A 13,826-nucleotide genomic window follows, 5' to 3' on the forward strand; every position below is an offset into this window, starting at 1 on the left:
GCCGGCAAGGGTTTTTCGCAATGCTAGTTTGCTTGTTTTGAAAGGGACAGCTGCTGACCTTTATTGAAAAATTCATTTAAGTAGAACTGCGTCTTGTATCCATCATCAAAAGTGGCAAGAGGTGCGAAATTGCGATCCCGAATTCCGTTCATCCATTGAATCAGCTGAACTCTGAAGGAATCGGCCCATCCGTAAAATTCATTTTCAGGGTCTGTCAGCCACGTGTCCGGCATTGTTATCATCTGCTCCGTCAATCCGGTCCTCAGCAAAAACTGATTTTTCTGCCGTGAATGATAGTAGAATACGCCGTTTTGGCCATTGACCTCGATGCTAAAGCCGCACTCATCCGCTTTTGTGCATTTTGACGTAATCATATTGACAAACACATGATTTTCAAGCTGGCCGTATACTTCAGAATGATCATCAACATATACCTGTTTTTGTTCTTTTTCTTTGACGACCGTCATCATTTTGACTTTTAAACTGTCCAGTTTAAACGGGCTGTCGAACAAATAAAGAATGAGATCGATTAAATGCACACCCAAATCTCCTAATGCCCCGCTCGTTTTATTGCTTTTCGAATGATCGCGCCAAGTATATTTTTTTCTTCTCAAGGCGCTGTTTTTCTTAAAATGGACATTGATGGACAAGATATCTCCAAGTTCATTGCCGGATAGCATATCTTTTAGGCGCTGAACAAATGTAAGATGGCGGTAATTGAAGCCCATGATCGAAATATAAGCAGATTGAGACGCCCTGTTTTTCATCTCCTCCGCTTCCTCCATTGAGACAGCCATCGGTTTTTCACACAATACATACTTACCTGCGGCCATCGCTTCAAGCACATGTTCTTTATGGCAAAAGTTCGGCGATGAAACGATGACTGCCGTCGACTGATTCAACAGCTCCTGCATACTGTTAAATGTGGTTCCTCCATATTCAAACGCACATTTGCGCGAGGCAAGCGAGTTGATATCAAAAAACCCGGAAAGCTCGGCACCTTTGACTGTTGAAAGAGCTTTCGCATGAGCTTTTGCAATTCCTCCGGCTCCAATAATTCCGATTTTCATCTAAGGACACTCCTTATCTTTTGATATGGGCTTTTAGCACTTCTAAAATTCCAGCCGTATAGCTGCCTTCTGTCATACGGGAATGGAGCGACTTTGCTTCTGCTGTCGCATTCCCCACCAGATAACCATGTCCGGTTTTTTTAAGCATATCCACATCGTTTCCGCTGTCGCCGAAAGCAAATGAATTCTCCCTCTCTATCGCGAATTTATTCAATATAAAATCCACAATGTACGGTTTGCCTGTCCGCAAAGGGATAAAGTCCACATCATAGCTGTTTTCCGGATCGCCTGCCAAAGGGTTGCAGCGATTGATATTTACTCCTATTTCATGCTCTCTTGCAAGCCGTCTGATGGCTTCAAGCGCCCTCTTATCTGTGTTCTCATCCGACGATCTATAGTAATAGTTGATTTTATAGCGGGAAAAACCATGCTGAGTCTGAGGCACAAGCTCAATCTCATATTTTTTAGAGAGAGTCTGCTTGATGTCTTCGACCAGATCATGGGAGAAATTCGATTCTTGCAATCGGGCTTCCCAATCTTTATCAGAGACTTGGCCTTCTTCAGAGAAATACGTGATCTCAGTGCCAAGGTCACTGGCGACAAAATGCGGAAGATATCGAAAGCCTCCCCGCTTCATTTTTGCAAGAACAGATGACAGGCTGCTCCCGGTCACCCAGCCGAGCAAAATCTTGTGATCGAGATGGTTCGAATGAATAAATGTTTCAAGGTCCATGAGCGCTTTCCTCGATTCATCGGTGATGCTGTGGGCGAAATATGTCTCATCAAAATCGCAAAATACGGCGTACTTCGGCTTGTTTACTTGCTGCAAAGTGTGAAAAGAAAGTGTTTCATGATACGACATCAATTAAGGCCTCCATTACTTTGTCTTGTTCTTCTACGGTGAGTCCCGGATAGAGAGGAAGCTGAAGCATTTGTTTATGCACCGATTCAGTGACCGGCAGCGATGTTTGCTGATAATCGGCTTTTACAAGTGGTGTGTTTTGATGATGGGATAAAATCGGGTAGTATATATCTGTTTGGACATTATGAAATTTAAGCATCATATCTTTGACTTGGTCTCGATTTCCGCTTATCATTTTAATTGTAAACAAATGCCATACATGATCATCGGTCATTTGAGGCAATTGGATCAGACCTCTGTCTTCATACTGCTGCAAATGCGTAATATAACGATCTGCTAAATATAAGCGCTTCAGATTATTTAATGAAAGATGTTTCATCCTTGCCAGTCCAATAGCGGCTTGCAAATTATCAATCTTAGCGTTAAAGCCGTAATCAGCAGCCTTTTTATTTTTTTGATTCAGTTCAAAGCCGTGGTACATATATTCCATGCATGCGGATGCAAATGATGGATCATCCGTCACAATTGCGCCTGCTTTTCCGCAAGTGCCGAGATTTTTATACGGATTAAAGCTTAATATGGAGCAAAGGCTGTTTTTTCCCAGATCGGAAACGCCGATCGACTGGCAGGCGTCTTCAATAATCGGGATGCCGTATTTATCAGCGATTTTTGCAATGGCTTCCATGTCTGGCAGCTTTCCATAAAGGTGTACAGGCAAAATGCATTTCGTTTTCAAAGTGATGCATGCTTCAAGTTCAGAAGGATCCATGCAAAATGTAACAGGGTCAATATCGCAGAAAACCGGAGTGCCTCCAGCTGCAAGCACGGCGTTTTCCGTTGCAGCAAAGCTGTTTGCAGGCATAATGACTTCATCACCTTGTCCAATACCCGCAGCTTTCAGTGCGACAATCATGGCATCGGTTCCGCTGGAGGAAGCCATGACATGATTTTTTCTCAAAAGAGCGGCTATTTCAGCTTCAAATACACCGACATAAGAACCGCTTGTAAATTGCCCGGTCGGCAGCACGCCTTTCACCGCATGAATCACGTCATCTACTTCTTCTTCTGTGATCAGTCGATGAAGCGGCATAAAATCAACTCTGGAGGGCGGAGAATCCATTCTGTTTAGCAAATTGGCGGTCAAGTCGAATTGATCCTGCTGCAATGTCTCTTTTAATTTTTGATTAGCCAGTGTGTCGTCTATACGGCATTCACCAGCGTGCTTCCCTTCCTTCAAATCATTCAGAAGGACAAATAGCTGTTTGCTTGTGCAAGTCATGTTTTCGCTTGCGGTTTTCATCAATTTCACCCCATTTTTATTATTTTGGGAAATTGTCATATTTCATGACATATCTTAAATGATGGAATCGATACCATAACAACTCTTTTTTTCAGGAAGTGACTTTATGCCTACGATTGACGAAATTGCAAAATTAAGTAATGTGTCAAAAACAACTGTTTCAAGAGTACTGAACGACCATCCTTATGTATCTGAAGAAAAAAGGAAGCGTGTTTTGGAAGTCATCGAAAAATTGGACTACATTCCGAACACCTCTGCACGAAAGCTCAGATCCAACAAAACGATGTTTCTCGCAGTGTCTGTCCCTCACGCGGACCATCCATTCTTCGCGCAGCTCATGAAGCATGTGTCCGCTGAAGCGCTGAAACACCAATACAAAGTCATTGTGTTTCAGACGTTTTATCAAAAGCAGAATGAACTGAAAGTACTGGAGCTGCTCAAGAGGAAAGAAGTCGACGGGCTTATGTTATGCAGCCTTGAAAATGAGTGGGAAGACATCAAAAAATACGTCAAATACGGTCCTGTAGTCTTGGCAAATGAATTCCACGCCGAAGCGGACGTGCCGGTGATCTGCTATGACGAATTCGAAGCCGGATATAAAGGAACGGAGCTTTTTATTCAAAAAGGGCATCATTTAATGGCCTTCTGCTGTGACACGATACACAGCAAGGCCCAGATTATGAGAAAAGAAGGGTTTATGAAAGCATTGTCTGATGCGGGTTTACATTTCCAGGAGAAGTGGATGTTCAGCCACGCATTTACCATTCATGACGGCTTCCGTATTATGGACCAGATCCACAACATGTCCGAAAAGCCGACCGCCATTTTTACGGGAAACGACCAAGTGGCCGCAGGAATTATTAAAAGGGCCCGCTATTATCAATATGAAGTGCCAAAGCAGCTTGCAGTGCTTGGATATGATAATCAATCGATCTGTGAGGTGACCGATCCGGAAATCACGACAATCGATATACCTGTTGAAGAGCTGGCTCAAAAAGCCGTATGTGCAATGGTAAACCACCTAAATGGGGAAAGCGGATTACAGAGGGATGTCGTGACTCTGTCTCCTACATTAAAAATCAGACAATCTGTTTAGGGTATATATTAATCTTGAACTATTTTTTATTTTATTCAGATAAAATTTTTGTTAAAAAACGGTAAAGAAGGCCTTCTGAACGGTCATGGCTGCGGTTGCTGTTTTTTAACAAAAAAGACCGCCGGGAATTTGAACTGCCCTCTTTTGTTAGACACACTTAACAATTGGAGGTGCAGTTTTTAAAATTTACAGTTGAGGAAATTCGCACAGTGTCTTTCATGGGTGGATTCGCAATACCGATATCATGGAGAAGACGCGTCTAAAAAGCCTATACAAGCTATTCTGCCGAAGATAAACCAAAAGGTACTTCACTCGAAAATGGGACATCTATCCGTGAAACAGCTTGAAACCGGAGGAATAGGTACCCTAAAAAGCGGCGTTTACCTATGAAGAAGGATCAGACGAAGGGACCCAAGCGGAAATTGAACGCCTGCGGATGGAGAATGCCTGCTTAAAAAAGTTGAAAGCCTTAGTTCAAAACAACGAAACATCACACAAAGCATGTCCCGTAAAGGCAACTGTCACGACAATGCGGTGGCGGAAAGCTTCTTTTAGCATTTTAAAATCAGAATTCATTTATTTTAAAGAATTTGGAGCGTCGAACATTTCAAAAAAGGACCCGCATAGTATATTGATTCTCTACAATCACAAACGGATCAAGATCAAATTAAAAGGCATGAAACCTGGTACTATACCGGAATCATGCCAGTCAAACTGCTTCATGAGATTTTAACTTTTTAGGGTCGCTTCATTTCCGGCGGTTTCCTTAACGATGTTGCTCAATTACCGCGCAGACGATGCGGTCTTTTCCATTAAGATCCTTTTTCACCCGTACGTCAGCATCAGGAAAGAACCGGTGAAACATGTCTTTGACGGCATTCCCCTGAGTCCAGCCGATTTCAAACACCACCAGTGCCTGATCTGCGATGACAAATGGAATTTCTTTCATGAAACGCTTATAAAACTGCAATCCGTCAGCACCGTCCGTCAAAGCCCCGGCGGGTTCATGAAGACGTACGACATCTGACAGCGTCTTCATGTCTTCCTCAGATATATAAGGTGGATTTGAAACGATGACATCAGCTTTCTTCTGTCGCTTGATAAGCGGCTCAAGCAAATCGCCGCCGATGAAATCCACTTTCGCCCCAAGCCGGTCAGCGTTGTGTCTTGCCGTGCTTAAAGCTTGTTCCGAAATATCCGTCGCCGTGACGGAAAAACGCGGGCTCTCAAGCGCAAGAGTCACCGCAATCGCCCCGCTTCCTGTACCGATATCGACGGCTTTAAGGCGATCTGTTCCGTGAAAAACTCTTTCCGCTTCAGAAAGAACAGCTTCAACGACTTCCTCTGTTTCAGGACGCGGAATCAAAACGTGTTCATTTACGGAAAATTCCCGTCCGTAAAAGGATTCTTTTCCGGTGATATATTGAACAGGCACTCCTTGATGATGAAGCTCGACAGATTTTTTAAACCGCGAAAAATCAGACTCTGATATGACATCATGGAAGCTTGCCAACAGTTTGCTGCGGTCGATGTTCAGCTGATCTGTCAGCAAAATTTCCGCGGCATTCCGGTCTCTTCCCGCTTCGGCCAAATAAGAAGAAGCCCATTTAAGGGCTTCAAATACCGTCTTCATCTCAGCTTTCCGCCTCTTGCAGCTTGCTTGCCTGGTCTTCTACGATCAGCGCGTCGATGACTTCGTCAAGCTTGCCTTCAAGGATCTGGTCGAGCTTTTGGATCGTCAAGCCGATCCGGTGATCAGTGACGCGGTTTTGCGGAAAGTTATACGTGCGGATGCGCTCTGAACGGTCCCCTGTTCCGACTGCGGATTTTCGGTTTTGATCATATTCAGCCTGAGCTTCCTGCTGAAATTTATCGTAAATTCGCGCGCGCAGAACTTTCATCGCTTTTTCTTTGTTTTTGATCTGAGATTTCTCATCTTGGCAAGACACGACAACACCTGTCGGAAGGTGGGTCAGACGGACGGCTGACATCGTCGTATTGACGCTTTGCCCTCCCGGACCGCTCGACGCGAAGGTGTCGACACGGATGTCTTTTTCATGAATATCCACTTCTACCTCTTCAGCCTCAGGAAGACAGGCTACCGTTGCCGTGGATGTATGGATACGCCCGCCGGATTCGGTCTCTGGAACGCGCTGTACGCGGTGTGCGCCGTTCTCATACTTCAGCCTTGAGTATGCGCCGTTCCCATTGATCATAAAAATGATCTCTTTATATCCGCCTGTGCCTGTCATATTCGCTTCCATCACTTCTGTTTTCCAGCCTTGGAGCTCTGCGTAGCGGCTGTACATGCGGTACAGGTTGCCGGCAAACAAAGCAGCCTCTTCTCCGCCCGCTGCGCCGCGGATTTCCATGATAACGTTTTTGTCATCGTTCGGATCTTTCGGGATCAGCAATACCTTCAGCTGGTCTGTGAGCGACTCGATTTCTTCCTGCAGTTCGGAAATTTCCTCTTTAACCATCTCGCGCATATCGGAGTCCAGCTTTTCCTCAAGCATCGCTTTGGCATCGCTCAGCTGTTCCGACGCGCTCCGATAACGTCTGTATACTTCAACTGTTTCCTGTAAATCAGATTGTTCTTTCGAATATTCTCTAAGCTTCTTCGGATCGTTGACAACTTCCGGATCGCTTAATAGTTCATTTAATTTTTCGTACCGGTCCTCTATCGATTTTAAACGGTCTAACACGCTATTCACCTCTGTTTGCTGTGCGTAACATTCTAATTATAGTACAGGGACTCCTCCCCGTCAAAACAACTTCGCCGTTATCGGCAGCTGCCGCGTCTTTTTGCTATACTTTTAAGAAAAAAGGAGCTTAACTCAATGCTGGAATCGATTCATCACATCGCCATCATATGCTCGGATTATGAAGCATCCAAAACATTCTATGTCGACAAGCTCGGACTTGAGATTCTGAGCGAAACGTACAGAAAGGACCGGGATTCATATAAACTGGATCTCTCATTAAACGGCCGCTATGTCATCGAGCTGTTTTCTTTTCCAGATCCGCCCGAGCGCCTTACCAGACCAGAAGCTGCCGGGCTCCGCCATTTGGCTTTCACAGTGGCCGATCTTGATCAGACCGTCAAGGAGCTCAAGCAAAAAGGCATCATTGCCGAACCGGTTCGCACCGATACCGGAACAGGCAAGCGCTATACGTTCTTCTCCGATCCGGACGGCCTGCCTTTAGAGCTTTACGAGGCATAGCAACGCCTTCGCCATCTGTGGAAAAACCGCTTTCTTTGCCGAATCCCTTCTTCTTTTGTCTAACAGGAAGGAAGCTTTTCATTCAGGTCGAATACCCTTTTTAATGAACAGTTACAGGTTAAAAGGAGGTATCATATGAATACTGCTGATGCGGCAAATGAACTCGGGGTATCAACCAAAACGGTGCAGCGCTGGGTCAAGCAGCTGCAACTGCCCGCTTCCCGAAATGAGCTTGGCCACTACTTTTTCACGAAAGACGATATCGCCATTTTAAAAGAAGTAAAAGAGCAGTTAAAAAACGGTACGCCTATGCAGGATGTCACAGTCAAACGCCCGAAAAAAACCTTCCTCATCAAGAAAAACGAAATGGTTCAAACGGAAGAGCCGGCACCCCCGTTGAATGAGCGGCTCGAAGAAAAGCTGCAGCGTTTTTTAGAGCACGAACAGCTTGAACGCGAGCTGCTCCAAAAGAAAATCGCCGAGCTGGAAAGAAAGCTTGAACAAAAAGCGGACGATGTCGTCTCCTATCAGCTTCTGCAGCAAAGGCGCGAACTGGAAGAAGAACGGCAGCAGATCAAACATCTCGAACAGAAAATCAGTGAATTGGAAAGCATGAACCGCCACGAAAAAGATACAGCCGGCAGAAGAGAAGAAAAAAAACCGAAAAGCAAATTGAAATCGATCTTCTCTTTTTAAAGCGCAAAAAAGCTTGCAAGGCCATAAAACGGCTTCTTGCAAGCTTTTTCATTATGCTGTAATGGCAATCAATATCGGCAGTGAAATAATTGACAGCACCGCACTGATCACAAACGCGGATGCCGTTTCTGCTTCCTGGCTTTCAAAGTTTGTAGCAATCATAGCCGCCACGGCAGATCCAGGGAATGCCACAAGCAGAACCGCTTTTGTCATGTCGGCGGAAGAAAGGCCCACGACCATCGCGATCACAAACATTAAAGCAGGCTGAGCAGCGACTTTTAATAAAGCGATGCTCAAAGCAGGCATGCTGAATTTGATTTTACGGATTCCGACAGTCACCCCGACTGCGAAAAGAGCGATACCTGAAGTCGTATTTCCGAGCATATCAAGCATTTTCTGCGGCAATTCAGGAATTTGCAGACCGAATAATACAAGAATGATACTTGCAAGCGGTGCAAAAGCGAGCGGTTCAGACAAACCGTGTAAAATTGATTTTCCTGTTACCTTCCAAATGCTGTCTGTCGTTTCCGCTTGTTTTTTAGAAGAACGGCCGACAGTTCCGACGATGATCGCAAGAGGATCAAGCATCGCATTCACGACAATTCCCGTAATCGCGATCGGAATCGCAACTTCCTGCATGCCGAACAGGCTGCCCAATACCGGAATTCCCATAAAGGCGAATGTCGGCTGAGCTGAGTTTAATGAGAACATTGAAGCATCTGTTAAATCGTACTTAAATAAAAATCGTAAAAGAAGCAAAATAATTACGTAAAATCCAACGATACCGATGACCAGTGAAATCATCAGCGGAATCTGGCTGTAAAACTTATCTTTTGGCGTTGACAAAATGCTTGAAACAAAGTGGGCCGGAAGCGCGTATTTCGTAACGAGCGTACTTACCCCTTTTGCAGATTTAGCATCATAGCTTCCAAAGTGACCCGCGAACCATCCCAGCGCAATAACAAAAAATATTGGCGCAAGGAGGATTAAAATATTTAAAAAGTCCAAGACTGTTTCCTCCTCTATGTTGTCCCTTTCAGGGACGAATTAACGGCGGCTGATAAACGCAGTCGCCCTGTTACACAGCCGTCGATCCCATTTTTCATCTTTGATTGGTGCAGCCCGGTGACAAAATATCCGGACCCGGGCTGCTGTTTCTTTTTATCGTTTCCTCAGTATTGAATATTAGTCGCGTTTTGCAACAATTGTTTGATATTCCGGACGCCACATGGCTTCGCGAACCGCCTTTTCGACATCTTCAGGCTGAACTTGAGCCACGCCGTCTTTAATGGCAGCTTTCACAACATCAATTGCCACTTGAACGGATACGTCTTGCAGGTCGTCAATTTTCGGCAGCAGGCCTGCACCCGGTTTTTCATGGTCAACCATGTTCGCGACCGCGTTTGCAGATGCTGCAAACATGCCGTTTGTGATGACTTTCGCCTTCGAAACGATTGTTCCCAGGCCTAATCCAGGGAATACGAAAGCATTATTGGATTGTCCGATTTCGTGTTTCACGCCATTGTACTCAACAGCTTCAAACGGGCTTCCCGTCGCCACAAGCGCTTTTCCGTCCGTCCATTTGAACAAGTCTTCAGGAACAGCTTCAGCCAAATGTGTCGGATTGGACATCGGCAGAATCACCGGACGTTCAGTATGAGCCGCCATCTCTTTGATAATTTCTTCAGTGAAGGCGCCGGCAACACCTGATGTACCAATCAGAATGGTAGGCTTCACTTGACGGATGACTTCCTCAAAGGAAATCTCTCCCTTTTCATTGCGTTTCCATTCTTTCACTTCTTCGGTATCGCGCAAATACGGTTCTTGGAAATCCAAAATTTGATCCATGCCTGTCGTTAATAATCCTCTGTAGTCGACTGTCCAGAATGCGCGGCTGGCTTCTTCTTCTGAAAGCCCTTCAAGCACCATGGTGTCACGGATTTGGTCAGCAATTCCGATACCCGCAGAACCAGGTCCGAAGATGACGACGCGGTGGTCTTTCAAAGACGTGCCGGTCTTTTTAACAGCTGCTAAAATCGCTGCCAGCGTGATAGCTCCTGTCCCTTGGATATCATCGTTAAATGTTGAAATTTTATGGTTATATTTACTCATAATATTGCGAGCGTTTTTATTTCCGAAATCTTCCCAGTGAAGAAGCGCATTAGGGAAAAACTTCAATGCTGTTTCGACATAAGCGTCGATAAATTGTTCGTAACGCTCACCTTCTACACGCGGATGACGGTTTCCGATATAAAGCGGATCGTTTAGCAGTTTTTCATTATTCGTTCCGACATCCAGTACGACTGGGATGACGCGGCTCGGATCGATTCCTGCTGCCGCCGTATATACTGCAAGCTTACCAATTGCAATGTTGATGCCTCCGACGCCCCAGTCGCCGATGCCCAAGATGCTTTCGGAATCGGTCGCAACGATCAAATCGATGTCATCAGCAGACGCCTGCAGGTTTTTAAACGCCGTTTCGATTCCGTCTATATCATCGATTGACAAGTAAACACCGTGCGGTCTGCGGTATTCGTGGCTGTATTCCTGAATCGCTTCACCGACAGTTGGCGTATAGACAACCGGAAGCATTTCACGCAGATGGTTTTGCAATAATTTATAGAAAAGCACTTCGTTTCTGTTTTGCAGATCGTTCAAATATACATTTTGACGAAGTCTGTCAGGTTGACGGGAAAATTGTTCATAAGCCCGTTCCGCCTGCTGATCAAGGCTGAGAACAGTCGGCGGCAGAAGCCCTTCAAGACCAAGGTTCTTTCTTTCTTCAAGCGAAAATGCAACACCTTTATTAAGCGTCGGAATGGAAAGAACGTCTTTTCCCCGCAAAGAAGTCTCCAAATATCCTTCCTTCGTTCTTCTCATGTTGTTCACACTAATTACCTTCTTTCTTAAAATATTAATGAAGTGAAATAAATACGGTAAACAATATAGAACATTTGCCTTTTTTACACATGTAGATTGTCAAATATGTAACGCGCGTTTTTGACAAAAAACTGAACATTTCTTAAAACCTATTTACTTTTTACTGACTACAGTAAGTCATTTTATGCCTGACTTTGTCAAAATTCAAGCGATGAAAATTAGTTAATTTTTTCGTATTCTTAATTAAGTTTTTTAATTACATTAATTCCTATAAAAAGGATTCAATAAAAAAAACACTTGTTTTTACCAAGTGTTTTTTGCGTGAAAATCTATGTGTTTGTCCGATTTCATTTTGGCTTTCCAGGCACTTCATGATGGTGGCGACAGCGTGCTTCATATGCTTCGGAAGCCCCCACCAAAATGACCGGATCGTCATAAGAAGCAGGTTTTCCATTGATCAGCCTCTGCGTACGGCTGGCCGGAGATCCGCAGACAGAGCACACCGCTTGCAGCTTCGTCACCGTTTCCGCTAAAGCCATAAGATCTGGCACGACACCGAAAGGCTCGCCCCGGAAGTCCAAATCAAGACCTGCTGCAATCACACGGTAGCCCTGATCAGCCAGAGAAGTTAACGTGCCGACAATCGTTTCGTCAAAAAACTGGACTTCATCGACGCCGATGACATCCGTTTCTTTGCTTATGTATTGAAAAATTTCTTCCGGAGATGCGATGGCATGGCAAACAATGGATGTCCCATTATGCGAAACAACCGATTCACTGCTGTAGCGATTATCAATGGCTGGTTTAAACACTTTGACTTCCTGTCTCGCAAACGTTGCCCTTTTGATCCGGCGGATAAGCTCCTCTGACTTGCCCGAAAACATGCTTCCGCATATGAGCTCAAGCCATCCGCTTTGCTTCATGATGTACATCCGACTAACTCCTCTCCAGCAATAATTGCAAGTAAAAAAACAGGCAAGAAAAATCCTGCCTGTTTATCATATCTATTATTACTTAAGACCGTATTTTTTGTTAAAGCGATCAACACGACCATCAGCAGAAGCGAATTTTTGGCGGCCAGTGTAGAACGGATGGCATTCAGAACAAATCTCAACGCGTACCTCTTCTTTTACTGAACCTGTTTCAAATTCGTTTCCACAAGCGCATTTGACTGTTGCTTTTTTGAACTCAGGATGAATTCCTGCTTTCATATCTGTCATCTCCTTCCGCCCTGAATCCAATTCGGAAACAGAGTTATTATTCCGGGACAAAACCTCCGGAACGCACATGATAGAATTATAACAGCGATTCGGACGTTTTGCAAACTAAAGTTTTAAATCAGCGCCTTGCCGCCGACATATTCGCTTGCTTCCATTCCTGGATCAGAATATCGAAAAACTCCTGATTCGTTTTCGTCTTTTTCATTTTTCTCATGAACTTTTCGACGAAATCAGGCGTGTCAGACATCGTTTTCCGGATGGACCACAGACGGTCAAGGTGCTCTTTCGGAACGAGAAGCTCTTCTTTACGCGTACCCGAACGGCGAATATCAATGGCAGGAAAGATTCTTCTTTCCGCAAGAGAACGGTCAAGATGAAGCTCCATGTTCCCTGTCCCTTTAAATTCTTCATAAATGACGTCATCCATCCGCGAGCCCGTGTCGACAAGAGCGGTCGCCAAGATCGTTAAACTGCCGCCCTCTTCGATGTTGCGGGCTGCTCCAAAGAAACGCTTTGGACGGTGGAAAGCGCCGGGATCGATTCCCCCTGACAACGTTCGGCCGCTCGGTGGAATGACTAGGTTATAAGCGCGGGCAAGCCTTGTAATGCTGTCCATTAAAATGATGACGTCCTTTTTATGTTCGACAAGTCTCATCGCACGTTCCAATACGAGCTCGGCCACCTTGATGTGGTTTTCAGGCACTTCGTCAAACGTGGAGCTGACGACGTCTCCTGCAACCGAACGTTCGATATCGGTCACTTCCTCAGGCCTTTCATCGATAAGAAGCACGATCAGCTCCGCCTCCGGATGGTTGGTTGTGATACTGTTCGCGATCTCTTTCAAAAGCATGGTTTTACCTGCTTTAGGCGGAGCGACGATCAGACCGCGCTGTCCAAATCCGACCGGCGCCATCATGTCCATGATCCGTGTTGACAGGTGATTCGGTTTCGTTTCAAGCACCATCTGGCGGTCTGGATAAAGAGGCGTTAATGCTGGAAAGTGCACGCGCTCTTTTGCCGATTCAGGATCGTCGCCGTTAACCGCTTCAACATGCAGAAGGCCGTAATACCGTTCGTTTTCTTTTGGAGGACGGACCTTTCCGGACACTTTGTCACCGTTTCTCAAATCAAAACGGCGGATTTGCGAAGCGGAAATATAGATATCCTCTGAACTAGGGGAGTAATTGATCGGTCTGAGAAAGCCGAACCCTTCAGACTGGATGATTTCCAATACGCCTTCCATGAACAGCAGATCTTCCTGTTCGGCGTTCGCTTTCAGAATGGCAAAAATCAGTTCCTTTTTTGTCAGTTTGCTGTAATAAGAGACTTTATAATGCCTTGCAAGCTCATACAGCTCTTTTAATTTCATATTTTCCAAAGATGAAATGGATACATCTTTCACTAAGAACACCACTCTTTTCTAATCGAATAATTTACTTTGTCTCATCAATTTCATGAAAGACGCTTGATTATACTGC

General features: G+C 45.0%; 13 protein-coding genes. 3 read left to right on the forward strand and 10 right to left on the reverse strand.

Features of this window, described 5'->3' with window-relative positions:
* Positions 1 to 23 precede the first annotated feature (23 nt).
* From M1D67_RS20220 to M1D67_RS20230, 3 genes are read right to left on the reverse strand one after another with little or no spacing between them, the layout of a single operon-like run.
* Complete coding sequence (locus M1D67_RS20220; RefSeq protein WP_224066764.1) at positions 24 to 1,070, reverse strand: Gfo/Idh/MocA family protein; 1,047 nt, start codon at positions 1,068 to 1,070, stop codon at positions 24 to 26.
* A gap of 13 nt (positions 1,071 to 1,083) precedes the next feature.
* Positions 1,084 to 1,932 carry an HAD-IIB family hydrolase gene (locus tag M1D67_RS20225; protein ID WP_195257842.1) on the reverse strand — a complete coding sequence of 283 codons (849 nt, stop codon included), beginning with the start codon at positions 1,930 to 1,932 and terminating at the stop codon, positions 1,084 to 1,086.
* Entirely contained in the window at positions 1,919 to 3,232 is a 1,314-nt protein-coding gene (locus M1D67_RS20230) for a DegT/DnrJ/EryC1/StrS family aminotransferase (RefSeq protein WP_318602493.1), read from the reverse strand. The genes M1D67_RS20225 and M1D67_RS20230 overlap by 14 nt, the downstream gene beginning before the upstream one ends.
* Positions 3,233 to 3,338: 106 nt before the next feature.
* On the opposite strand from M1D67_RS20230, the gene M1D67_RS20235 reads away from it, so the two are divergent.
* Positions 3,339 to 4,328 carry a LacI family DNA-binding transcriptional regulator gene (locus M1D67_RS20235; protein WP_020453276.1) on the forward strand — a complete coding sequence of 330 codons (990 nt, stop codon included), beginning with the start codon at positions 3,339 to 3,341 and terminating at the stop codon, positions 4,326 to 4,328.
* 766 nt (positions 4,329 to 5,094) lie between these two features.
* Here M1D67_RS20235 and prmC read toward each other — a convergent pair.
* Together prmC and prfA are read right to left on the reverse strand one after the other, a co-directional pair.
* Entirely contained in the window at positions 5,095 to 5,961 is an 867-nt protein-coding gene (prmC, locus tag M1D67_RS20240) for a peptide chain release factor N(5)-glutamine methyltransferase (RefSeq protein ID WP_023857069.1), read from the reverse strand.
* A gap of 1 nt (position 5,962) precedes the next feature.
* Positions 5,963 to 7,033: a peptide chain release factor 1 gene (gene prfA, locus M1D67_RS20245; RefSeq protein ID WP_020453279.1), complete on the reverse strand. Its 1,071-nt coding sequence runs from the start codon at positions 7,031 to 7,033 to the stop codon at positions 5,963 to 5,965.
* Between the two features lie 135 nt (positions 7,034 to 7,168).
* Between prfA and gloA2 the strand changes: the two genes are divergently transcribed.
* Together gloA2 and racA are read left to right on the forward strand one after the other, a co-directional pair.
* Positions 7,169 to 7,552 carry an SMU1112c/YaeR family gloxylase I-like metalloprotein gene (gloA2, locus tag M1D67_RS20250; RefSeq protein ID WP_256163478.1) on the forward strand — a complete coding sequence of 128 codons (384 nt, stop codon included), beginning with the start codon at positions 7,169 to 7,171 and terminating at the stop codon, positions 7,550 to 7,552.
* 135 nt (positions 7,553 to 7,687) lie between these two features.
* The gene (gene racA, locus M1D67_RS20255; protein ID WP_043054497.1) at positions 7,688 to 8,248 is read left to right on the forward strand and encodes a chromosome-anchoring protein RacA; all 561 of its coding nucleotides are present in this window, start codon (positions 7,688 to 7,690) and stop codon (positions 8,246 to 8,248) included.
* Positions 8,249 to 8,299: 51 nt separating this feature from the next.
* On the opposite strand, the gene M1D67_RS20260 is transcribed toward racA, so the two are convergent.
* The 5 genes from M1D67_RS20260 to rho all read right to left on the reverse strand — a co-directional run bounded on the left by M1D67_RS20260 (position 8,300) and on the right by rho (position 13,750).
* The gene (locus M1D67_RS20260; protein WP_020453282.1) at positions 8,300 to 9,256 is read right to left on the reverse strand and encodes an AEC family transporter; all 957 of its coding nucleotides are present in this window, start codon (positions 9,254 to 9,256) and stop codon (positions 8,300 to 8,302) included.
* 177 nt (positions 9,257 to 9,433) lie between these two features.
* Positions 9,434 to 11,137, reverse strand: coding sequence for an oxaloacetate-decarboxylating malate dehydrogenase (malS, locus tag M1D67_RS20265; RefSeq protein WP_023857066.1), 1,704 nt, complete (start codon positions 11,135 to 11,137; stop codon positions 9,434 to 9,436).
* A gap of 338 nt (positions 11,138 to 11,475) precedes the next feature.
* On the reverse strand, positions 11,476 to 12,060 hold the full coding sequence (locus M1D67_RS20270) for a thymidine kinase (RefSeq protein ID WP_026580247.1): 585 nt from the start codon (positions 12,058 to 12,060) through the stop codon (positions 11,476 to 11,478).
* Between the two features lie 78 nt (positions 12,061 to 12,138).
* Positions 12,139 to 12,339: a 50S ribosomal protein L31 gene (gene rpmE, locus M1D67_RS20275; protein ID WP_003186051.1), complete on the reverse strand. Its 201-nt coding sequence runs from the start codon at positions 12,337 to 12,339 to the stop codon at positions 12,139 to 12,141.
* A 127-nt stretch (positions 12,340 to 12,466) separates the two neighbouring features.
* Positions 12,467 to 13,750, reverse strand: a complete 1,284-nt coding sequence (gene rho, locus M1D67_RS20280; protein WP_003186053.1) for a transcription termination factor Rho — start codon at positions 13,748 to 13,750, stop codon at positions 12,467 to 12,469.
* Positions 13,751 to 13,826 lie beyond the last annotated feature (76 nt).

The sequence above is a fragment of the Bacillus sp. PK6-025 genome (assembly GCF_056530265.1).